Origin of the sequence: Citrobacter sp. RHBSTW-00887 (assembly GCF_013728095.1) — a bacterium.
Lineage (GTDB): Bacteria > Pseudomonadota > Gammaproteobacteria > Enterobacterales > Enterobacteriaceae > Citrobacter > Citrobacter braakii.
On record NZ_CP056267.1, the window covers coordinates 2,035,004 to 2,059,048 of the forward strand.

Consider the following 24,045-nt stretch of genomic DNA (forward strand, 5'->3'; position numbering starts at 1 on the left):
CTCCACGAAGCCGCGGAGTCCTGCAGGACGGGAGTGTTTACACAATCCGACAGGCGTCGGCTTCCCAGCGATACCCTACGCCATAGACCGCGCGGATAAACGACTGCTCCGCATCCAGCGATTCCAGCTTGCGTCGCAGGTTCTTAATATGGCTGTCGATGGTTCGGTCGGTAACGACACGGTAATCGTCATAGAGATGATTGAGCAACTGTTCACGGGAGAACACTTTTCCCGGTTCATGCGACAGCGTTTTGAGTAAGCGAAATTCAGCAGGCGTTAAGTCGAGCATTTTCCCACGCCAGGACGCCTGAAAACGACCTTCATCGACGATCAACGGGCTGTCAGCATCCATCTGTTGCAGTTCGCGCTGCGGCTTGCAACGGCGCAGAATCGTCTTCACGCGAGCAACAACTTCACGCGGGCTGTAGGGTTTGCAAATATAATCATCCGCACCGATCTCCAGCCCCAGCAGGCGATCAATTTCTTCTATCTTGGCGGTTACCATCATGATGGGGACTTCAGAGAATCGGCGGATTTCCCGGCACAGAGTCAGGCCGTCGGTACCAGGCAGCATCAGATCCAACAAGATCAGGTCGGGCGGCGTCTGACGCACGTAAGGAAGAACCAGATCGCCATGGCTGATGAGCGTAGGAGCGTAGCTTGCCGCGCGCAGGTAGTCGATAAGCAGTTGCCCCAGCTTGGGCTCGTCTTCCACGATCAGAATACGCGGCGTGTTTTCATCAATGGGTAACTCAGTCATACATCTCTCTGTAAATCGCGTTCCAGCGGTAATGTTACTGTAATGCTAACCCCGCCAAAAGGCGAATGGGCGGCGCGAATCAGACCATTATGCGCCTGTACGATATTGACGCAAATTGCCAGCCCCAGCCCGGAACCACCGCTGGCACGGTTACGCGAGCCTTCGGTGCGATAAAAGCGTTCAAACAGCTTCTGTAACTGGTCGTCACTTACGCCGGGAGCGGAATCAGCGAAGGTTAATAAAACCATACGCTCGCGTTGTTCGGCGCTGATGTGCAGTCCGCCGCCGCTGTCGGTGTAGCGCAGACTGTTTTCCAGCAGATTGTTGAACAACTGCATCAAACGATCCCTGTCGCCAAATACCGTCATGCTGTCCGGGAGTGAAAGTTGTATCGTCAGTCCACGGCTGGCAAAGCGTTCACGAAATGCGCCACTTGCCACTTCCAACAGGGGGATGAGATCCAGCGATGTTTTCTGGTAGGCCAGCGCGCCTTCATCGGACATGGAGAGCTGATGCAGATCGTCCACCAGCTTGGTGAGCGTACCGACTTCAGCTTGCAAAGAGGCAACGGAGTCAGGGGTGAACTGGCGTACGCCATCCTGAATGGCCTCCAGTTCACCGCGCAACACCGCTAACGGCGTACGCAGTTCGTGAGAAATATCGGCCATAAAGTCACGACGCATCTGCTGGTTTTTTTCCAGCGTACTGGCAAGCTGGTTGAAGTCCTGCGCCAGCTTGCCCAGTTCATCCGTACTGGTCGGCGCAACGCGAGTGGTGAAATCGCCAGCCGCCAGTTTGTGCGTGCCTTCTACCAACCGCTTGACCGGGGCCAGCAGACTGCGCGCCAGCGTAAACGTTGCCAGCGCCGCCAGGATCGTGGAGAGCGCGACGATGAGCCAACTTGAACGTCTTTGCTGCATGTCGAAATTGATATCCGTATTGCGCGTTAAGCGTTCCACGGGAGAGGCAATCACGGCACCGACTTCGCTACCGTTGACGCGGATCGGATGGCGCATACCGTCACGGGGGACCGGAGCACGCGGACCGACCAGCACGCGGGCATTTTGGTCGACAACCCAAAACTGCGTACGCCAGCCGTGCGGCGGCATGCCGGGACCCGGTTTATCATCGTCGTTGTCGTGTTCAAATGAGCGCAGGATCTGAAAAACAAACCGATCGTTATTGCGTAAGAATCGCCAGTTGCCGTGCTGTTCATACTGCTCGCTTAATGCGTCGCTGAGCATTTGCAGCCGCTGTTCGTTACCGTGCTTGATATAGTCAATAAAACCGCGTTCGAAGCTTATGCGTACGGCCCAGTGCATGCTGATCAGCAACACGATGCAGGTGGCGAAAATCGCCAGAAACAGTTTGCCGGTGATACCGGGCCGCCAGAACTTCATCAGGTGCTCCTCTTGCGCCGTGAAATCACCGCGTTGGTTTGCGTGTCGTTCGGCACGCGGGCAAAAATAATGGCGGGCAGCGCGATAATGAATGCGATGCACAGCCAGGTATACATAAAGACGGTATGCGTACTTCCGCTGTCGATGACGCTATGCTGCTGACCGAACATGCCTAGCAGCAGTCCAGCGATGGTCACCCCGATACTCATCGACAGCTGCATGATCATTGACAGCAGGCTGTTACCACTGCTGGCGAGATCGTCAGGCAGGTCTTTTAACGTTAGGGTGTTCATGGATGAAAAGCGCGTTGAGTTGACCATTCCCTGTAAGAACAGTACGAAGGGCAGGGCGTAATACCAGCCGAGCAGCGCGGTGCTCATCAGCAGCAGACTGACCAGCGACAGGCCAAGCGTTGTAGCGACCAGTACGCGACGGTAGCCAAAGCGGTTAACGACCTGCACCACAATGCGCTTCATGCCCATACTGCCGAGCACCATCGGGATCATCATCAGCCCGGCATGAAAGGGGGAAAAACCGAGGCCTATTTGTAAAAACACCGGCGTCATAAACGGTAGCATACCGCTACCGATGCGTCCGGCAAAACTGCCGAAAAGACCCAGCGAGAAGGTCGGTGTGCGAAACAGATTCAGGCTGAACAGAGCGCGTGGATTACGATGGGCGTGTTTCAGATACAGCGCAATAGCCAGCACTCCGCAGATAACCAACGCTGCCAGCGAGATACTGGAGATGCCGGTTCCTTTACTGCCATCAAGTGCCAGCGTCAGTACCGCCATGCCGACTGCCAGCATCGCAAATCCGGAGAGATCGAAGCGTCGGGTTTGCATGGTGTAGTTGGGCATCAGCATTAACGTCGCTATCGCGCCGACAATGCCAACCGGAATGTTAATCAAAAATATCCAGTGCCAGGAGGCGTACTCAACCAGAATACCGCCTAATGCCGGTCCCAGTAGCGGGCCAATCTGACCGGGCAATGTGACAAACGTCATCGCCGCCATATATTGCTCACGTGGGACGATTTTCATCACCGTTAGCCTGCCGACCGGCACCATCATCGCACCGCCAACGCCTTGTAAGACGCGCGCCATCACCAGCTCGTTGAGTGTGCTGGACCCGGCGCAAAACAGCGAGCCAAGCGTAAACAGGATGATGGCGGTGAAGAAGATATTACGCACGCCAACTTTGTCCGCCAGCCATCCGCTGGCGGGCAGCATCACGGCAACGGTTAAAACATATGACACAATGACCATATGCATGTGTAACGGGCTTTCCCCGAGGCTTGCCGCCATCGAGGGAAGCGCAGTATTCACGATGGTGGTATCCAGCGACTGCATAAAAAAGCCGAATGCCACAATCCAAAGTTGCCAGCGGGTGCTGTCGGGAAGTTCTGTCATAACTCTGCTACCGGTTTGCTGTTTTTACGCGAAAAACGCAGACGCAGACGGTCGAAAAAGAGATAGACCACGGGCGTGGTGTACAGCGTCAGGAGTTGACTCACGACCAGCCCGCCGACAATGGTTATCCCCAAAGGTTGACGTAGTTCGGATCCATCCCCGGCGGATAACACCAGCGGCAGCGCGCCAAACAACGCCGCCAGCGTGGTCATCATGATTGGGCGAAAGCGCAGCAGGCAGGCCTGGAAAATGGCTTCTTCTGGCTGCAGCTTGCCGTTTCTCTGCGCTTCCAGCGCAAAATCGACCATCATGATGGCATTTTTCTTCACAATGCCAATTAATAGCATTATCCCTATCAGGGCGATTAGGCTGAACGGGGCATTGAACAGCTCCAGCGCCAGCAAAGCCCCGACGCCAGCTGAAGGTAGCGTGGAGAGAATGGTCAGGGGATGAACATAGCTTTCATACAGCATCCCCAGAACGATGTAGACCGTGGCAATGGCGGCGATAATCAGGATCACCTGCGAGTTCATGGTGTCCTGAAATACCTGTGCCGTGCCGGCAAAGCTACCGCGAACCGTGGAGGGGACGCCGAGCTGGGTCATGGTTCTGTTGATAGCCTCTGTCGCCTCAGACAGTGAAGAACCTGTTGGCAGGTTAAACGACACGGTTGAGGCAGCGGACAAGCCCTGATGGTTTACCGACAGCGGGGCATTCGCCGGTTGCCATTTGGCAAAGTACGATAGCGGGATTGCCTTACCGTCATTGTTGATGACGAACATTTTATCCAGCGCGCTGATGTCCTGGGTGTAACGTCGATCGACCTCCATCACCACTTTGTACTGATTCATCGGTTGATAAATAGTTGAAATTTGCCGTTGTCCAAAAGCGTTGTTCAACAGGCTGTTAGCGGCTGCAACGTCGATCCCCAGACGAGACATGGTGTCGCGATCGTAGACCAGGTTCATTTCCGCGCCATTGTCCTGCTGATCGGAGTTGACATCCGCCAGTTGGGGCAGGGCGGCAAGCGCCTTACGGATCTTCGGTTCCCACTCGCGCAGTGCCGCCAGATCGTCGGAAAGCAATGTGTATTGATAGCTGGCATTGGCCTGGCGACCGCCGACGCGAATATCCTGCACCGCCATCAGAAACAGATTCGCGCCAGGCTCTTTTGCAAGCGCGACGCGCAGGCGGTCGATCACCTGCTGAGCGGTTTCACCGCGCTCATCGCGTGGCTTGAGGGTGATAAACATCATCCCGCTGTTAACCCGGGAACCGCCGGTAAAACCGGTGACGTTATTCACCGCCGGGTCGTCGCGGATGATTTTCATAAAGTCCTGCAGTTTGCCGCGCATCGCCTGGAAAGAGATGCTCTGGTCGGCCTGAATCCCCCCCATCAACACGCCCGTATCCTGCTCCGGGAAGAAGGTTTTGGGGATGGAAATATAAAGCCAGATATTCAGCGCAATGGTGCCAAGTAACACCACGCCAACCAGTCGCGTATGGCGCAGCACCCATTTAAGCGAAGTGCCGTAACTCTGTTGCAGTGCCACCAGCACACGACCAAAACCCCGTTTACGAGACTGTTCACGCGGGGCGCTGGATTTAAGCATCCAGCCACACATCATTGGCGTTAATGTCAGCGACACCAGTAGCGAGATACCGATAGCAACTGACAGCGTGACGGCAAATTCGCGCAGCAAGCGCCCAGGCAATCCGCCCATTAACAGCAGCGGGAGGAACACCGCTACCAGCGACAGGCTCATTGAGAGCACCGTGAATCCCACTTCGCGCGTACCCTGTAGCGCCGCCTGCAGTGGCTTCATTCCCGCTTCCAGGTGGCGGGCAATATTTTCCAGCACCACGATTGCGTCATCAACGACAAATCCCGTGGCAATGGTCAACGCCATTAATGACAGGTTGTTCAGGCTGAACCCGCACAGATACATGGCGGCAAAGGTACCGATCAGCGAGACCGGAACCGCTACCGCAGGGATCAGGGTCGCGCGCCCGGAGCGCAGGAAAACAAAGACCACCAGAATAACCAGCGCAACGGAGAGAATCAGCGTCTGTTCGACTTCCTCCAGCGAGGCGCGAATGGTCGGTGAACGGTCCTGGGCAATTTGCAGATCGATGGCGGCCGGGACCAGCGTTTGTAACTCCGGTAATTTGGCCCGAATGCTGTCTACCGTCTGAATAATATTGGCTTCTGGCAACTTGCGGATCATCAGCAGGATAGCCGGTTTTGCGTTGGTCATCCCCGCGTTACGTACGTCCTGCACCGAGTCGCTCACAGACGCAACATCGCCCAGCCGCACCGCAGCGCCGTTATTGTAGTGGATGATAATCGGCTGGTACTCGGCGGCGGTTTTCAGCTCATCGTTGGTTTGTACCTGCCAGCGGTGGGTATCATTCTCGATAGCTCCCTGCGGCTTACGCACATTGGCGTTAGCAATCGCGCTACGCACGTCGTCCAGCGACACGCCCTGATTAAACAGCGCTTGCGGATTAAGCCCTACGCGCACGGCAGGCAGAGAGCTGCCCCCAACGTCGACGTCACCCACGCCGTCGATTTGCGCGATGGTCTGTGCTAATTGGGTTGATGCGAAATCGTACAGCTCACCCTGCGAGTAAGTGTCCGACGTGAGCGTCAGGATCATGATTGGCGCATCGGAAGGGTTGGCTTTGCGGTACGTGGGGCGGCTTGGCATACCGCTGGGTAGCAGGCTTTGCGCTGCGTTAATCGCGGCCTGAACATCCCGCGCCGCGCCATTGATGTCACGGTCGAATTTGAATTCAAGAATAATGCGCGTACTGCCAAGGGAACTGCTCGAGGTCATTTCGTTCACGCCCGCGATGCGCCCCAGTGAGCGCTCCAGCGGGGTGGCTACCGAAGACGCCATCGTTTCAGGGGAAGCGCCCGGTAATGATGCGCTGACCATGATCACCGGGAAATCCACCTGCGGCAGCGGAGCTACCGGCAGCAGACGAAAGCCCAGTATCCCGCACAGGGTGATGGCCACCGAAATGAGAATGGTCGCCACCGGACGATGAATGAAAAGCGCGAAAAATTTCATTTACGCTTCCTCTTCCTGACGCGGGAAGCGGCTTTTCACGTACAGCGACAGACGGTCAAACAGCAGATAAATCACCGGGGTGGTAAACAGGGTTAATACCTGGCTTACCAGCAGACCGCCGACCATACCAATTCCTAATGGACGACGTAATTCGGCCCCCACGCCGGTACTTAACATCAGCGGCAACGCGCCGAGCAGTGCCGCCAGCGTAGTCATCAGAATCGGGCGAAAACGCAGCAGACAGGCCTGGAAAATAGCGTCGCGTGGGGTCATGCCCTGTTCGCGCTCCGCGGCAAGGGCGAAGTCGATCATCATGATGGCGTTTTTCTTGACGATACCGATGAGCAAAATAATGCCGATAATCGCGATGACGTCCAGTTCACTGCCGGCAATCATTAACGCCAGGAGGGCGCCGACGCCCGCCGTGGGTAGCGTGGAGAGAATGGTAATCGGGTGAATAAAGCTCTCATACAGCACGCCGAGGACGATATACATCGCGACAACCGCAGCCACAATCAACCAGATGGTATTACCCAGTGCGGCCTGGAAAGCGAGCGTACTGCCCTGGAACTGGGTGGTAATATTTGCTGGCAGATTGAGCGTTTTTTCGGCATCCAGAATTGCCTGCACCGCATCGCCCAGCGAATGACCGTCCGGTACGTTGAACGAGATGGTGGTGACCGGGAACTGATCGAGGTGGTTAATCGACAGCGGAGCAAAACGCTGTTCAATGCTGGCGATTGCGCTGAGCGGAACCACGCCGCCGTCGCTGCTGGTCAGACGGATAGTGTCCAGTGCAGCAAGTCCTGGCGTACTGTTGGTGTCATGTTCCAACACGACGCGATACTGGTTGGCCTGGGTGTAGATGGTTGAAATCAGTCGCTGGCCGAAGGCGTTGTACAGGGCGTTATCGACATCCGCCATGCTGATGCCTAAACGGCTGGCGCTATCGCGATTGACGTTCACATACGCCACCAGCCCTTTGTCCTGCCAGTCGCTACTGACATCAGACAGTTGCGGTAGCTGGTGAAGTTTTTCTAACAGCTGTGGAACCCAGGTGCTGAGGGCATCAAGGGACGTTGCTTGCAGCGTAAACTGATATTGCGTCCGGCTGACCTGGGTATCAATCGTCAGGTCCTGGGTGGGCTGAAGATAGAGATCAACGCCGGGTACTCTGTCAACTGCGTCCTGTAGGCGTGCGATCACTTTCTGCACGCGATCGTCGCGAGCGTCCAGAGGCTTAAGGTTGATTTGCAGACGCGCGCTGTTCAATGCCGGATTAGTACCATCCACGCCGACAAAAGCGGTCAGGCTCTCGACCGCCGGATCTTGAAGGATGACATCGGAAACCTGGCGCTGGCGCTCGGCCATGCTGACAAATGAACTGGACTGCGGCGCCTGCAGCGTACCCTGGATGATGCCGTTGTCCTGGATCGGGAAGAACCCTTTGGGGATAAAGACCCATAACATAACGCTCAGTGCCAGCGTGCCGAGCGCCACGCCCAGCGTGAGCCACGGATGGTTCAGCACTTTTGCCAGCCAGTGACCGTACCCGGCAATGACGCGATCGAACATACGCTCCGAGGCGCGGGAGAAGCGGTTTTGCTTACGCAACGAGGCCTGATTAAGCATGCGCGCGCACATCATCGGCGTGAGGGTGAGCGAGACGACGGCGGAAATCAGAATTGCCACGGCCAGCGTAACGGCAAACTCGCGGAATAATCGGCCAACGATATCACCCATAAACAACAGCGGGATCAGCACGGCAATTAGCGAAAATGTCAGAGAGATGATGGTAAAACCAATCTCACCAGCCCCCTTCAGGGCGGCAGTCAGCGGTTTTTCGCCTTTTTCGATATAGCGAGAAATATTCTCGATAACCACGATAGCGTCATCCACTACGAATCCTGTCGCGATGGTTAGCGCCATTAGGGTCAGGTTATTGATGGAGAAATCAAGAAATACCATCACCGCGAAGGTGCCGATGAGCGACAGCGGAACGGCGACCGCAGGAATAATCGTCGCCGGAATATTGCGCAGGAACAGGTAGATGATCATCACCACCAGCGCAATCGCCAGCATTAGCTCAAACTGGGTGTCTGCAACGGACGCACGAATATTGGTCGTACGATCCGAAAGCACGCTGACCTTAACTGATTTGGGCAGGCTTTCGGTGAGCTGCGGCAGCATTTGACGGATACTGTCTGCCGTGGAGATGATGTTCGCCCCAGGCTGGCGCTGAACATTCATCACAATGGCTTGTTGCTTATTGGCCCATGCGCCCAGCCAGCTATTTTCTGCCCCTTGTTCGACGGTGGCGACATCGCCCAGACGAACCGGCGCACCGTTTTTATAGGCCACGATGAGCTGGCGATATTCGTCTGCGGACTGCATCTGGTCGTTGGCGGAAAGGGTGACAGCACGCGTTGGGCCATCAAGACTCCCTTTTGCCGAATTGACGTTAGCCCCGGTAATGGCTGTACGGATGGTTTCGCTGGTCAGACCGAGTGCGGCAATAGCCTGTGCGTTAAGCTTCACGCGGACCGCCGGTCGTTGCCCGCCGGAAAGTGTTACCAGACCGACACCGGAAACCTGAGAGATTTTCTGCGCGACGCGGGTTTCGACCATATCTTCCACCTGCGTCATCGGCATGGCGCTGGACGTGACCGCCAGCGTCATGATCGGTGGATCTGCCGGGTTTACCTTGCTGTAGACCGGCGGATTGGGCAGATCGCCCGGTAATAAATTGGTGGCGGCGTTAATCGCAGCCTGAACTTCCTGCTCGGCAACATCCAGCGGGAGTGTTAGTTGAAACTGCAACGTGACGACCGATGCGCCGCCGGAACTTTGCGAGGACATCTGTTTTAAGCCGGACATCTGTCCGAACTGACGCTCAAGCGGCGCGGTTACCGCCGAGGTCATGACGTCCGGGCTGGCGCCCGGGTACAGCGTAACGACCTGAATCGTGGGGTAATCGACTTCCGGTAAGGCGGCGATCGGCAGGAAACGATAACCGATAATACCGGCAAGCAAAATCGCGACCATCAGCAGCGTGGTGGCGACAGGTCGCAGAATAAACACGCGTGATGGCCCGCCTGTGTTGTGCGGAGGTAACACCTGCATCAGGAGTTAGCTCCTTTTTTGCCGTATCCGCGGGGCGCTGTTTTCTCGTCCTGAGCTGAGGCGTCATGCGCCTCTACGACTTCTACTTTTGCGCCTTCCGTCAGGCGGTCAATACCGTCGGTTACGACCCGATCACCTGCGGACAACCCGGCGGCGATCACGACTTTTTGGCTATCCTGAATACCTGGTTTAACCAGATGTTTGCTCACTTTATTCTCGCTGTTCAGCACCCAGACAAAATGGCCCTCATTGCCCATCTGCAGGGCGGCCGTTGGGATCACCACGGCGTTTTGTTCCGTGTCGACCAGCATGCGGGCGTTAACGAACTGGTTAGGGAATAAAGCATCATCCTGATTGTCAAAACGGGCTTTAACTTTGATGGTTCCGGTCGTGGCATCAATCTGATTGTCCAGACTGAGCAGGACGCCTTCGCTCAGTTTTTGCGAATTGGTTCGGTCCCAGGCTTCGACCTTTAACGGAGTCCCCGATTTTTGCGCCCGCAACACGGTGGCAATGTCGTTTTCAGGCAAGGTGAATATCAGGTCGATAGGATGGGTTTGCGTAATGACGACGATTCCGGTGGTATCGCCGCTGGAAATTTGGTTACCGACATCGACCTGTTTCAGACCGACACGCCCCTCTACAGGCGCGGTTATCCGGCTCCAGTCAAGCTGCAATTGGGCGCTGGCGACGCTGGCTTCATCGGCTTTGATTGTCCCTAACGTTTCATTTACCAGCGCCTGCTGGGCATCCAGCTCCTGGCGGGAGACCAGATTAGTTTTCACCAACTGTTGATAGCGGGCAAGATCGCGACGGGCATTTGCCAGCGTGGCTTTATCTTTTGCCAGCTGGCCTTGCGCCTGAGCCAGAGCAACTTTGAACTGGCTGGGATCTATCTCTGCCAGCAGGTCGCCGGCTTTTACCTGCTGTCCTTCCTCGAAGTGTAAGGCAATGAGCTGACCATCCACCCGGCTACGTACCGTGGCGGTATTTGCGGCAGTAATGGTACCCAGTCCTGTCAGGTAACGCGGAACGGCTTCCATGGCGGCGGTGGCAGCCTGAACGGGAGCCAACGGCCCGGAGCGCATTCCACGCCGTCCCGAACCTGGCGTGTGCTGCGCTGGTTTGGTCGCGCCCGGTGCGCTTTCCTGGGCGTCGTTACGGCTTTGCCAGAACCAGATGGCGGCGACGGTGGCCGCAACGATCGCGATTGCTATCACCCAGCGGGATTTTTTACTGCCTTTCATTGTTATAAGTTTCTCATCCTGAAACGATTCGCGGAATGATACTAGTTTAGCCAGCGAACAAGGGAGAAAAATGGAGGAATTATGAAACACTGTCGGGATTCGTCTGAATGCTAATGCGGCTTTGCGAAGCGTTACGCAACAATCGGTGGTGAAGATAGCGAATACGTGATTGTGCGTTAGAGTGCTGACAAGGCAAAAAGGAGGAAAGCCAGAGATTTCAGCGGGACGCTGGAACGGGAAAGCCCCTCCCGAGGAAGGGGCCAAAATAAGGAAAGGGTTATGATGAAGCAGGTCATCATACTGGTGATACTCTTAGTGATTAGCTTACCGGCTTACTAAGACACCAGGGGGAGGGGAAGCCCTCCCTAACCCTCACTCCTGAAAATAAGCCACAGCAATGGTGATGTCAATACGCGTACTTTTCAGCATGCGAGCCGCTTAGCGGAAAACAACGTCAGCCCAGCGGGCCAGTCCGGCAGTAACGGAACCGAAATCATCACCCCCCGCGATCGGAATCCCGGGAAGTTGCTGGGCGAGGGCTTTTTTAATCAGCGGCGAACGCGCGCTACCGCCGGTCAGGTAAATCACGTCCGGTTTTTCCTGCGCGTTTTCCAGCGCCAGTTGAACCTGCTCCAGAATGCGCGCCAGGGGCTGATTGAGCGCAGCTTCCAGCCCGTGTTGACTGATATCGGTTGCCAGCGTGTCGCTGATAAACGGTATCGCCGCCGTCACAATGGTCTGATCGGAAAGCGCGATTTTGCTCTCTTCTGCGCTGCGCACCAAGCGATAGCTCAGACGCTCGCGCCAGACTTTAAGCAGTAGGGCGACTTTATCGGCTTCTTTCGCGTCACGGACAAGATCGTTGAGTAAGCGACCGTTGGCGCTACTGTAGAAGTCACTTTGCGCGGGAACATCGTTGATCGCGACCGCGTTCCACCAGGGCAGAATAGGTAAGGCGATCCCTTTTTCCGTTTCTCCCCCCATACCGAGCAGCGGCATCAGATGTTTAAACGCCAGCGCAATATCCAGATCGTTCCCGCCAACGCGGCAGCCGCTGTGCCCCAGCAGGCTGTTTTCGCGATCGGCGCGCTGATGCCATTGCGGCCCCATCAGCAGCAGTGAACAGTCGGTTGTACCCCCGCCAATATCCACCACCAGCACGCGTTTTTCTTCCTGCAGCGTGGCTTCGTAATCCAGACCAGCCGCTACCGGCTCGTACTGGAAGACGACATCCTGAAAACCGGCGCGTTTAGCCGCACGTTCAAGAATACCCTGCGCCTGGGCGTTGGCGTCATCGCCCCCTAACCCCTGGAAGTTGATGGGACGACCAATAACGGCCTGGGTGATGGCTTCCGGCAACTGATTTTGTGCCTGGTTGCGTATGTGCAGCATCATCGCACAGACCAGATCTTCAAACAGCGCAACCTGCTGCGGCTTCAGACCGCTGGCACCCAAAAATGATTTTGGCGATTTAACGAAGTACACCTCTTCCGGGTCTTCAATATATTGACCCAGCGATGCCAGACCGAACTGCACGCTGTTGGCGTTAACGTCGATGTCTTCTTCGCGATTGTAGCGCATCGCACGGCGAAGCAGCGCCTGTGTTTCATCGTCCGTGGTTGGAACGTCGTGATGGCGATACAGCCACTCGCTAACCGCTTCGCGCGTTGGTGCGCACAGCATTGAGGGTAGCAGCATGCTGTTATTTTCCATTTTGAGCAGGTGGGGCTGCCCATCACGCATAACGGCCACTGAACAGTTTGCCGTACCGTAGTCAAAACCAATAAACACCGTAAAAATCCCCATGCCAGTGAAGAAGGGGCGTGACTTTAACGAATAGTTGACGCCCCGACAACTGGAATATGAAAGCAAGGCGTACTGATTGAATACCGTTTATGCTGTAAGTTTGCTTTAAAAGGAAAACCGAATGTTCACGCTGAGCTGGCAACCGCCTTATGACTGGCCCTGGATGCTGGGATTTCTTGCCGCCCGTGCGGTTGAAGGTGTCGAAACCGTAGAAGAACTGAGTTATGTCCGAAGTCTGTCCGTAGGGGAGCATCGTGGTCTGGTGAGCGTTGTCCCGGATCTGCACGCCAACGTGCTACACGTGACGTTGAGCTCAGGGTTACAGCCTGTAGCCTCTGAGTGCCTGGCAAAAATAACGCGCTTGTTCGATCTTTCCTGTTGCCCGCAGCAAATTGTCGGCGCGCTGGGTAACCTCGGCGCGGCGCGTCCGGGATTGCGCCTGCCGGGATGTGTCGATGCTTTTGAGCAAGGGGTACGGGCGATTTTAGGGCAGTTAGTCAGCGTGGCGATGGCCGCAAAACTGACAGCGAAAGTAGCGCACGCTTATGGCAATACGCTGGAGGATGCGCCCGAGTATGTGTGTTTTCCCTCTCCAGAAGAGCTTGCCAACGCCGATCCGCTGCACCTGAAAACGTTAGGAATGCCGCTCAAACGCGCTGAAGCGTTGATTCACCTTGCTCATGCAACCCTTGAAGGAACGCTCGCGACAACAGCCCCTGCCGATATCGAACAAGGCGTTAAGCAGCTACAAACATTTCCCGGGATAGGGCGCTGGACCGCCAACTACTTTGCGCTGCGCGGCTGGCAGGCGAAGGACGTTTTTCTGCCGGATGATTATCTGATTAAGCAGCGTTTTCCCGGCATGACACCAGCCCAGATCCGGCGGTATGCAGAGCGCTGGAAACCCTGGCGCTCCTATGCGCTGTTGCATATCTGGTATACGGATGGTTGGCAACCGTCAGTTGATGGCGAAATTGCTGGTATTCAGTAGCAGATCCAGCGGTTGGGCGTCGGCAATAATATCGCCATAAATCATATCAATACCGATGCCTGAAAGCGTATCCATGATGAGCGGCAGTTGCACCGGACCGGCGATGGTTTTAATGTCCAGGCGCTGAGCATGACCCTGGATAATGGACACCCACATTTCGTCGATCAAGTTGCCGGGAGCGCTGGCACTTAGCTCGCTGTCGAGCAACAGGTAATCGACAATGTGATATTTCAGGTTGTCAAAAAGCTCTAAGTCGCGACCAACCTGACTTAACACAATTCGACAACCGTACTGGCGCAGTCGATGCAGTGCGGATACCGCCTGCGTTGGGTTTGTTTTGATGACGCTTGATGGAACGGTCAGATGCAGCAATCGTGGCGGTAGCGGGCTGCGTTGCAATTGCTCCAGCAGCTCATCTACCAGCTCTGTGTTGAGCAGGCCGGCGGCGGAAAGGGGCAGGGCAATACTGAGGCCCTTGTTGGCGACAGCCGAGGCAGCACTCTGGAAGAACTCGCCGAATACCCGACGATCGAGCGCCTGACTCAACGTGGGATCGACCAACCCGGCATGGAAGGCTTGATCTTCAATGACTTCACCCTCAGCGGTGCCTAAGCGAAGCGAGATAATCCAGAAGCTAAAAGTCTCCGGTATACGCGGAGAAGCAACACCTCTGGCGATCATCAGCATAGGGTTGTGTGTAATAGTGTGTCTTTGTTCATCCAATGACAGTTGGCTACGCGCGGCATGGGCCTGGCTTTGCTGAGGTTCATAGACACAGACTCGCCCACGGCCGCTGTTTTTCGCTGCGTAGCAGGCGATATCGGCCTGAGACATAACGTCAGTCGCGACATGGTTTTTCTCATCAATCAGCGTAATTCCCGCACTGGCGCCAATACGGTGCAAACGGCCTTCCCACATAAATTGGTAATTGTTAATAGCACTGATGATGCGTCCTGAGATAAAGCGGGCGCTTTCGATATTACAATCCGGCAGCAACAGACCAAACTCGTCGCCGCCAAGGCGCGCCAGCATATCGCTGGACCGCAGCATGCTTAGCATCAGTGAAGAGAGTTCGCGCAGCAGGGCATCGCCTGCGGCATGACCTGCGCTATCGTTCACCGCTTTAAAACGATCAAGATCGATAAAAACCAGCACATGACTCTGGTGCGCGTCGTGCACCGTATGCAGCAACTGTTTGAGATGGTTTTCAAAGCTGACCCGATTGGCCAACTGCGTCAGGTCGTCATGCGAAGCGCTGTAGCTAAGCTGGCGCAGCATCTTACGTGACTCGGTGACATCCTGAATAACCAGCACCGAGCCAATGCTGCCGCCATCAAGGGTGCTGAGGGGCGTGATGCTGTACTGAATGTCATAACTGTTGCCGTTGCGACAATGCAGGACGACTTCCTGCTCCATTGCCTTACGCGACATGTCGGCACTGTAGATATTTTCCATCAGCGGACCGTTATCGCCGAAAGTAATACGCAGTACCGTCAGGAGCGGAATGCCAATTGCGTTTTCCTGCTGCCAGCCGCTCATTTTCTCAGCGACCGGATTCATAAAGGTCACATTCATGTCGACATCAATACAAATCACCGCCTCGCCGATGGAGTCCAGCGTAATATGCAAACGCTCTTTTTCTTGGAACAGCGCTTCGTTGAGCTGCTTCACCTCGGTCATATCCATATTGATGCCAAGTAAGCGTTCAACTTCACCGTCTTTATTCAGTACCCGGTTGGCCAACGAGCGAATATGCCGTATGCCACCTTTTACCGCGATACGAAACTCAAGCTTAAACGGGGCTCGTGCGGCCAGCGAATCGCGAATCACATTTTCGGCGTGTTCGCGATCTTCAGGCACAACGCATTCATACCAGACTTGCCAGCTGGGCTTGATATGTGCCGGGACTTCGTAGAGATCGAACATACGCTTATCCCAGCTGATCACATCAGGCTGCAGTTCCCATTCCCAAATGCCGATCCCCCCGGCTTCATTAGCGAGCGTAATGCGCTCCATCAGCCGTTTGTTCATCCACTCGGTGTGCTTCAGATCGTTAATGTCCTCAATCTGCGCAATAAAGTAGAGTGGGGTGGTGTCGCTATGGCGCACCAGCGAAACGGCCAGCAAGGCCCATACCACCTCGCCTGCGCGCGTGTAATAGCGTTTCTCCATGGAATAGCTGTTAATTTCCCCGCGCGCCAGCATGTTTAACTGTTCGAGGTCATTGTTCAAATCTTCCGGCCAGGTTAATTGCTGGAAGGTGAGCGAACGTAGCTCCTCCTGGCTATAGCCCAGAAACTGGCACAAGGCTTTATTGGCCTGTAGCCATTGCCCCTCGGTCCCGACCAGCGCCATGCCAATTGCGGAATACTCCATAGCATTGCGAAAGCGCGCTTCGCTTTCTGAGATGTGCTTGCGTTCAGCCCGAAACGCGTACATCACCATGGTCATCATATTGGCTGGCAACAGGATCATCAAAAACGGCAGCCACGGTATGCTGGTCATCATGTTCTGTTTGGGGGTGTAGAGCAGCGAAGGGTCAGCGGCCAACATCAGCGAAACCATCATCACGGTGCTGAGGAAAATTAAAAACGCCTCCATACGCGGCAGACGGACAGCGCTCCACATCAACAGGACAATAACGCAGGTAAACGGCCATGGAATGAACATCATCGACAGCCAACTGAACGTTAACGTCACCAGAAGCGTAATCAGAGTTTCAAGCAGTAATCGCGGATTGCGGTGGCGCAGCAGATAATGTGGCTTAAACAGTAAACCTAATGGTACCAGCGCCAGCGCGCCGATGGATTCTGACAGCACCCAAATGAGGAAGGTATTTAACGACGTTTCTTGCGGTAATAATAACCAGAGTAATACGCCGCCCAGCAGCGGAGGGACCACTGCGCTGCCGAATGCCAGGCGCGCCCAGTCGTTGAGATTTTGTAAAGGATTGTACCAGGGCAGCAGTTTGCGCAATAACATTGCCCCCACGACAGCCTCAATAATGTTGATGGCCGTGTAGGTAAAGCTAAGCGACTCGCCGGGGAAGAAGAGCAAAGAACCCGCGATGTTACCCAATGAGCACGCCAGCGCGATCCCCGGCCACATTTTTCCCGCATGGCGGTAAAAAGCCACCATCATGATTGAGGTCGGAAACCACAGCGGCGCCAGCTGCGCACCGAAACGAGACAGTTCCAGCGAGAACAGCGTAAAGATGAAAGCCACCAGACCTAAACTGGCCAGGCGCAGTAGAGGATGAGGTAAGGTAACTAAAACATGTTGGGATTGTTTACTCATTACCACTCTACCCAAATAGCCGTTGTCGCCCAGTAGAGATGCCGGACGCATCACATTTAATCTGGGTTTATGCTAGTACAAATAATTTACAATTTATACGCCAGCTGCTCATAAATTAACACTCTCAAGCTATTAATTACTAAGGCTGGCGAATAAATGTAGCGCATGCTTTAAATATGACCGTTTTAATTTGCGACAGGGAAGGCATTGGTGCAGCCTGGGCTGGCGTCGCGCCGCTGAAATCCCTATAATTGCCGCGTTTGGCGTTTCGGCGCCGCCCTTCCTAACATCCAGGTTAATCAGGTCGCTAAATTTATGACTGATCAGTCCCATCAGTGCGTCATTATCGGCATTGCCGGCGCATCGGCTTCCGGCAAGAGTCTTATTGCCAGTACTCTTTATCGCGAATTGCGTGAACAAGTCGGTGACGAACATATTGGCGTTATTCCCGAAGACAGCTATTACAAAGATCAAAGCCATCTATCGATGGAAGAGCGTGTAAAAACCAACTACGACCATCCGAACGCGATGGATCACAGCCTGCTGTTCCAACATCTGCAAACGCTGAAACGCGGTAGTGCCATTGAGCTGCCGGTGTACAGCTACGTTGAGCACACGCGCACGCAAGACACTATTCATATCGAACCCAAGAAAGTCATCATCCTGGAAGGCATTTTGCTGCTGACGGATGCGCGTTTGCGTGATGAGATGAACTTCTCTATTTTTGTTGATACCCCGCTGGATATTTGCCTGATGCGCCGTATCAAGCGCGATGTGAACGAACGTGGTCGTTCAATGGATTCAGTGATGGCGCAATATCAGAAAACCGTCCGTCCAATGTTCCTGCAATTTATTGAGCCTTCAAAACAGTACGCCGACATCATTGTGCCGCGCGGGGGTAAAAACCGCATCGCCATCGATATTCTGAAGGCTAAAATCAGTCAGTTCTTTGAATAAGTTCAGCGAATTGTGTACCGTTCAGTGATAACCTGGTTCACCCTTAATGCACCTGGCATTAAGGGGTTGAAGCACGAAAGGAGAAAGTGCCATGCGTTTATGTGACCGAGATATTGAAGCCTGGTTGGATCAAGGTCGTCTGTCGATCAATCCACGCCCTCCTGTCGAGCGAATCAACGGCGCCACGGTAGATGTGCGCCTTGGCAACAAATTCCGTACGTTCCGCGGGCATACGGCGGCGTATATCGATCTGAGCGGACCGAAAGATGAAGTCAGCGCCGCGCTGGATCGCGTGATGAGTGATGAAATCGTCCTCAAAGACGGCGAGGCATTTTTCCTGCATCCGGGCGAACTGGCGCTGGCAGTGACGTTCGAATCCGTGACGCTGCCTTCCGATCTTGTGGGTTGGTTAGATGGCCGCTCTTCGCTGGCGCGTCTGGGACTGATGGTACACGTCACCGCACACCGTATCGATCCGGGCTGGTCTGGCTGTATCGTACTGGAGTTTTACAACTCCGGAAAACTACCGCTGGCCCTGCGTCCTGGCATGCCGATTGGCGCATTAAGCTTCGAACCGCTTTCCGGTCCGGCGGCGCGACCTTACAACCGTCGTCAGGATGCAAAGTATCGCGATCAGCAGGGCGCCGTTGCCAGCCGGATCGATAAAGACTGAGTATTTTCAGTCCATTGGGGATAGCATGAGACGATTTCTGACGACGCTGATGATTCTACTGGTCGTGCTGGTGGCCGGTTTTTCTGCGTTAGTACTGTTGGTGAATCCGAATGATTTCCGCGCATATATGGTCAAGCAGGTTGCTGCGCGTAGCGGGTATCAGCTGCAGTTGGATGGTCCGCTGCGTTGGCACGTATGGCCTCAGCTGAGTATCCTCTCGGGGCGCATGGTGTTAACGGCTGAAGGCGCCAGCGAACCCCTGATTCGTGCCGACAATATGCGTCTTGACGTCGCGTTGTGGCCGCTGTTGAGTCACCAGCTCAGCGTGAAGCAGGTGATGCTCAAAGGCGCGGTGATTCAACTGACCCCGCAAACTGAAGCGGTGCGCGGCGAAGATGCGCCCGTTGCCCCAAAAGACAATACGTTGCCCGACCTGGCTGAAGACAGAGGATGGTCGTTTGATATTGCCCGCCTGCGTGTTGCCGATAGCGTTCTGGTATTCCAGCATGAAGACGATGAACAGATCACGGTTCGCGATATTCGTCTGGACATGGAACAGGATAATCAGCACCGCGGCACGTTTGATTTCTCCGGGCGCGTTAACCGCGATCAGCGTGACCTCGCATTATCCTTCAACGGCAGCGTTGATGCCTCCGACTATCCGCATAACTTATCCGCGAATATTGAGCAGCTAAGCTGGCAACTGCAGGGGGCCGATCTACCGGCGCAGGGGATCAAAGGTCAGGGACAGTTTCAGGCGCAGTGGCTGGAAGAGAAAAAACAGCTCGCGTTTAGCCAGATTCATTTGACCGCTAACGACAGCTCTCTCGCCGGGCAAGCTCATGTGACATTGTTGGATAAACCAGAATGGGCCGTCGACCTGAAGTTTGGTCAGCTCAATCTGGACAATCTGCTCGTACAGCGTGAGGCTGTGACGACGAACGGTGAGGTTCAGCAAGGTCAGAGTCAGTCAACGCTGGCGCGCCCCGTCATTGCTTCCCAGGTTGATGCCGTTTCGTATCAGGGACTGAAGGGATTTTCGGCAGACATCGCTTTGCAAGCTGACAAAGTGCTGTGGCGGAAAATGGCGTTTGACAATGTCTCGGCAAAAATTGACAACCAGTTCGGCTTGTTGAATGTTACGCAGTTGCAGGGGAAAAGTGACGGTGGGCTGGTGTCGCTTCCTGGTATGCTGGATGCCAGAAAAGGACAGCCGCGAGCGGTCTTCCATCCGCGCCTGGAAGGCGTAGAAATTGGTACTATCCTGAAAGCCTTCGACTACCCCATCGCCCTCACCGGTAAGCTGTCACTGGCAGGGGATTTCTCTGGCTCAGATATTGATGCCCAGGCGTTTCGTCATAGCTGGCAAGGGCAGGCCCATGTCGAAATGAGCGATACGCGAATGGAAGGAATGAACTTCCAGCAGATGATACAACAGGCCGTCGAACGTAGCGGTGGGGATGTTAAAGCTCAGCAAAACCTGGATAACGTGACCCGGTTGGATCATTTTGTAACCGATATGACGCTGGATAACGGCGAGGTTACGCTGGATAACATGGCGGGTGAGTCGGCGATGCTGGCGCTGACCGGCAAGGGAACGCTGGATCTGGTGAAGCTGAACTGCGACACGCTGTTTAACATTCGCGTGCTGGGCGGCTGGGATGGCGAAAGTAAGCTGATTAACTTCCTGAAGGCTACCCCGGTTCCTCTCAGAGTCTACGGACAGTGGCAGGCGCTAAACTACAGTCTGCAGGTCGACCAGATTTTGCGTAAGCATTTGCAGGATGAAGCGAAACGTCGCCTTAACGACTGGGCCGATCGCAATAAAGACTCCCGCAACGGTAAAGATGTTAAAAAGTTGCTGGATAAACTCTGATTCATATTGCCGGATGGCGGTCGATGCCGCCTCCGGCTCGTGATTTACACCTCGTAATCCATCTCTTCTTCACTGTGCAGCGGTATCAGTTGGACTTTTTGCACGCGATGATTTTCCACCTGCAGGGTTTTTAGTCGATAGTCGCCAACCTGAACTTCCTCCCCGGTTTTCGGGATGCGCTGCAAATACTCCATTAACAGTCCGGCAATGGTGTGATATTCACGCCTATCATCTAACGGGATAGGCACATACTGCACCAGATCTTCCAGCGGCATGTGTCCGTTAGCGGTCCATGAACCATCTGCGTTTTTCTGAATGTCATGGCGGGCGTCAATCTCCTCTACCTCATTTGGCAGGTTACCGGCGATGGTTTCCATCACGTCACTGAGCGTTACAATCCCTTCAACTGACCCAAATTCATCGGCCACAAAAGCGAAGTGCGTCCGGGCGTTACGGAACTGCTCAAGCGCCGGAAGCAGCGGCAGAGTTTCCGGGAACACCAACGGCTGGCGAATCAAGACGCGTAAGTCGAGCGGCTCGCCGCGAAGAGATTGCTGCAGCAGGTCGATGACATGCACCACGCCCAGCAGTTCTTCCTGCTCATCTTCGCCGGTGACCACCAGACGCGTATGCTGGTTTTTTTCCAGCAAAGCGCGGATTTCTGTTTCCGGCGCATTGAGGTCGATGTGCTCAATATCATGGCGCGAGGTCATGATACTGCTGACAGTACGCTGATTAAGGTTCAGCACACGTTCAATCATCCGCCGTTCCTGAGGGGCAAAAATTTGGCCTTCATGATGGTCTGCCAGCATTGCCGCGGTTTCGGCATCCAGTTCGGCGTCTTCTTTTTGCCCGCTCAGCAGTCGCATTACCGCCTCGGCGGTGCGCTGGCGCAGGGTATGGTTGGCTGACAGGAAGCGACGGCGGTTAAAGATAGCTAACTGGTTCAATGCTTCTATCATGACCGAGAAGCCGATGGCGGCGTACAGGTAACCTTTCGGAATATGGAAACCAAACCCATCGGCGACCAGACTGAAACCAATCATCAGCAAGAAGCTCAGGCACAGAATGACGATAGTGGGATGGCTGTTGACAAAGCGCGTCAGCGACTTGCTGGCAAGCACCATCAGGCTGATGGCAATAATCACCGCAGCCATCATTACCGCCAGGTGATCGACCATCCCTACGGCGGTAATGACGGAATCCAGGGAGAAGATAGCGTCCAGCACGACTATTTGCGCGACGACGCCCCAGAACTTAGCGCCTTTACGCTGGGTCGGGTTCTCGCTGTCTTTGCCTTCCAGCCGTTCGTTTAGCTCCATGGTGGCTTTAAACAGCAGGAAGAAACCGCCGAACAGCATGATCAGATCGCGCGCGCTGAAGCTCAGGCCGCGAATGCTGAACAGCGGCGTGGTCAGCGTTACCAGCCATGATATTGATGCCAACAGCAGCAAGCGCATGACCATCGCCAGCAGTAGCCCGGTAATACGCGCCTTATCCCGCTGGGCAGGAGGCAGTTTCTCCGCGAGGATGGCAATAAAAACAAGATTATCAATGCCAAGAACAAGTTCGATCACGATTAGCGTGACGAGTCCGGCCCAGATTGACGGATCGGCAATCCATTCCATAGTAAATGCTATACCCATAGTTGTATGACAATTGTCACAATTCGATCATGGGTAAAACTGGCGAAAAATGCAATGGCGAGGAGGGATTTCTCTGTAGCCTATTACAACCAGGTACGGGATATTAGCCTTAATGTAACTACAGGAAATTATATTATTAATCCAAAGCTCTTTAAGAAATATCGCAGGTGGGATATTTCTATATTAATATTGTCAATATCAATAAAATCCTAAAAATATACAAATTCAACGCTTAATATTAATCTTAAAAGCAAGTTGTCGGTAACTTGTTACCTTGCCTGATATTCGCTTAGCTGCAACAATTCCTCCGGTAATAATCAAAAGATAAATATTTCCTTATCAACCAGCGGCGCTATTCCTGATGCGTTCCCGCTGTGAATGTGATGAAAATAAAGGGGAAGATAAAAATTTAAATTAATCAGTGCATTGGTAGCTAATGAAGCCAGGGGCGGTAGCGTGTCTGGTCGCCTGAGACGAGCCTAAATTATTCTGTCAAGAGACCGCAGATGAATTCATTTTTTTTAGGACAGATGCCAGTTAAATTCCTTTTCAATTAACGGCAAGGTAAATACGTACAGGCGAAGTCGCTATTTAGATCGCACGTGATAATTACTCTGCCAAAGTGATAAATAATCAATGATGAAATCCAAACTTAAATTGATGCCTGTATTGGTATCGGTAATCTTGATAAACGGTTGTACCGTGCTTCCGGGCAGCAATATGTCTACGATGGGCAAAGATGTGATTAAACAGCAGGACGCTGATTTTGATATCGATCGTATGGTGAATGTTTATCCACTCACCCCACGACTGGTCGAACAATTACGTCCCCGACCAAATGTTGCGCAGCCTAATATGTCTCTCGACCAGGAGATTTCCGGGTATCAGTACCGGGTCGGCCCGGGCGACGTCCTGAATGTCACCGTCTGGGATCATCCTGAACTCACCACGCCGGCCGGACAGTATCGTAGCTCAAGTGATGCCGGCAACTGGGTGCAGCCTGATGGCACCATGTTTTACCCCTACATCGGCAAAGTTAGCGTGTCAGGGAAAACGTTGGCCGAAATTCGTAGTGATATTACCGGGCGCTTAGCGAAGTACATTGCTGACCCGCAGGTGGACGTTAATATCGCCGCTTTCCGTTCGCAGAAGGCCTATGTCTCCGGGCAGGTGAACAAATCCGGCCAGCAGGCCATCACCAACGTGCCGCTTACCGTTCTCGATGCCATTAACGCCGCAGGCGGTCTCACCGAGGCGGCAGACTGGCGCAACGTTGTACTGACTCATAAAGGGCAGGAGCAACGTATTTCACTGCAAGCGCTAATGCAAAATGGCGACCTGAGCCAGAACCGTCTGCTCTATCCTGGCGACATCCTGTTTGTTCCGCGTAATGACGATTTGAAAGTCTTCGTGATGGGGGAAGTGAAAAAACAGAGCACCCTCAAAATGGACTTCAGCGGCATGACGCTCACCGAAGCACTCGGCAACGCGGAAGGTATCGACCTGACCACCTCCAACGCCAGCGGCATTTTCGTTATTCGTCCATTGAAAGGCGAGGGCGGGAACAACGGCAAGATTGCCAATATCTATCAGCTTGATATGTCCGATGCGACATCGCTGGTGATGGCGACGTCATTCCGACTCCAGCCATACGATGTGGTGTACGTCACTACCGCGCCGGTTGCTCGCTGGAACCGTTTGATCAATCAGTTGCTGCCGACTATTAGCGGTGTTCGCTATATGACGGACACGGCCAGCGACCTTCACAACTGGTAATCGT

At 54.3% G+C, this 24,045-nt stretch carries 15 protein-coding genes; 6 read left to right on the forward strand and 9 right to left on the reverse strand.

Going from position 1 to position 24,045, the window contains the following annotated elements; genetic code table 11:
- Positions 1–37: 37 nt before the first annotated feature.
- From baeR to HV314_RS09650, 6 genes are read right to left on the reverse strand one after another with little or no spacing between them, the layout of a single operon-like run.
- Entirely contained in the window at positions 38–760 is a 723-nt protein-coding gene (baeR, locus tag HV314_RS09625; protein WP_016156936.1) for a two-component system response regulator BaeR, read from the reverse strand.
- The gene (gene baeS / locus HV314_RS09630; RefSeq protein ID WP_016153606.1) at positions 757–2,160 is read right to left on the reverse strand and encodes a two-component system sensor histidine kinase BaeS; all 1,404 of its coding nucleotides are present in this window, start codon (positions 2,158–2,160) and stop codon (positions 757–759) included. Before baeS ends, baeR begins: the two co-directional genes overlap by 4 nt.
- The gene (locus HV314_RS09635) at positions 2,160–3,572 is read right to left on the reverse strand and encodes an MFS transporter (protein ID WP_181547910.1); all 1,413 of its coding nucleotides are present in this window, start codon (positions 3,570–3,572) and stop codon (positions 2,160–2,162) included. Before HV314_RS09635 ends, baeS begins: the two co-directional genes overlap by 1 nt.
- Positions 3,569–6,649: a multidrug efflux RND transporter permease subunit MdtC gene (gene mdtC / locus HV314_RS09640; RefSeq protein WP_181547911.1), complete on the reverse strand. Its 3,081-nt coding sequence runs from the start codon at positions 6,647–6,649 to the stop codon at positions 3,569–3,571. The genes HV314_RS09635 and mdtC overlap by 4 nt, the downstream gene beginning before the upstream one ends.
- A complete protein-coding gene (locus HV314_RS09645) occupies positions 6,650–9,772 on the reverse strand; it encodes an MdtB/MuxB family multidrug efflux RND transporter permease subunit (protein WP_181547912.1) in 3,123 nt (1,040 codons plus the stop codon).
- Positions 9,772–11,019 carry an MdtA/MuxA family multidrug efflux RND transporter periplasmic adaptor subunit gene (locus HV314_RS09650; RefSeq protein ID WP_181547913.1) on the reverse strand — a complete coding sequence of 416 codons (1,248 nt, stop codon included), beginning with the start codon at positions 11,017–11,019 and terminating at the stop codon, positions 9,772–9,774. Before HV314_RS09650 ends, HV314_RS09645 begins: the two co-directional genes overlap by 1 nt.
- Positions 11,020–11,298: 279 nt before the next feature.
- Here HV314_RS09650 and HV314_RS09655 point away from each other — a divergent pair, with 279 nt between their 5' ends.
- Positions 11,299–11,358 (forward strand): type I toxin-antitoxin system Ibs family toxin, encoded by a 60-nt coding sequence (locus HV314_RS09655; RefSeq protein WP_109017525.1) that lies wholly within the window; start codon positions 11,299–11,301, stop codon positions 11,356–11,358.
- A 99-nt stretch (positions 11,359–11,457) separates the two neighbouring features.
- On the opposite strand, the gene yegD is transcribed toward HV314_RS09655, so the two are convergent.
- The gene (yegD, locus tag HV314_RS09660) at positions 11,458–12,810 is read right to left on the reverse strand and encodes a molecular chaperone (RefSeq protein ID WP_181547914.1); all 1,353 of its coding nucleotides are present in this window, start codon (positions 12,808–12,810) and stop codon (positions 11,458–11,460) included.
- 136 nt (positions 12,811–12,946) lie between these two features.
- Between yegD and alkA the strand changes: the two genes are divergently transcribed.
- Positions 12,947–13,816, forward strand: a complete 870-nt coding sequence (gene alkA, locus HV314_RS09665) for a DNA-3-methyladenine glycosylase 2 (RefSeq protein ID WP_003841772.1) — start codon at positions 12,947–12,949, stop codon at positions 13,814–13,816.
- Here alkA and HV314_RS09670 read toward each other — a convergent pair.
- The gene (locus tag HV314_RS09670; RefSeq protein ID WP_181547915.1) at positions 13,784–17,113 is read right to left on the reverse strand and encodes a diguanylate cyclase; all 3,330 of its coding nucleotides are present in this window, start codon (positions 17,111–17,113) and stop codon (positions 13,784–13,786) included. The genes alkA and HV314_RS09670 overlap by 33 nt on opposite strands.
- Positions 17,114–17,428: 315 nt before the next feature.
- On the opposite strand from HV314_RS09670, the gene udk reads away from it, so the two are divergent.
- From udk to asmA, 3 genes are all read left to right on the forward strand, one after another.
- The gene (udk, locus tag HV314_RS09675) at positions 17,429–18,070 is read left to right on the forward strand and encodes a uridine kinase (protein WP_003036776.1); all 642 of its coding nucleotides are present in this window, start codon (positions 17,429–17,431) and stop codon (positions 18,068–18,070) included.
- Between the two features lie 91 nt (positions 18,071–18,161).
- The gene (gene dcd / locus HV314_RS09680; RefSeq protein WP_016153598.1) at positions 18,162–18,743 is read left to right on the forward strand and encodes a dCTP deaminase; all 582 of its coding nucleotides are present in this window, start codon (positions 18,162–18,164) and stop codon (positions 18,741–18,743) included.
- A 25-nt stretch (positions 18,744–18,768) separates the two neighbouring features.
- On the forward strand, positions 18,769–20,619 hold the full coding sequence (gene asmA / locus HV314_RS09685; protein WP_181547916.1) for an outer membrane assembly protein AsmA: 1,851 nt from the start codon (positions 18,769–18,771) through the stop codon (positions 20,617–20,619).
- A gap of 44 nt (positions 20,620–20,663) precedes the next feature.
- Here asmA and HV314_RS09690 read toward each other — a convergent pair whose 3' ends face one another.
- The gene (locus tag HV314_RS09690) at positions 20,664–22,247 is read right to left on the reverse strand and encodes a TerC family protein (RefSeq protein ID WP_181547917.1); all 1,584 of its coding nucleotides are present in this window, start codon (positions 22,245–22,247) and stop codon (positions 20,664–20,666) included.
- Between the two features lie 654 nt (positions 22,248–22,901).
- Here HV314_RS09690 and HV314_RS09695 point away from each other — a divergent pair.
- Positions 22,902–24,041, forward strand: a complete 1,140-nt coding sequence (locus HV314_RS09695) for a polysaccharide export protein (RefSeq protein WP_046275963.1) — start codon at positions 22,902–22,904, stop codon at positions 24,039–24,041.
- The last annotated feature ends 4 nt before the right edge of the window (positions 24,042–24,045 follow it).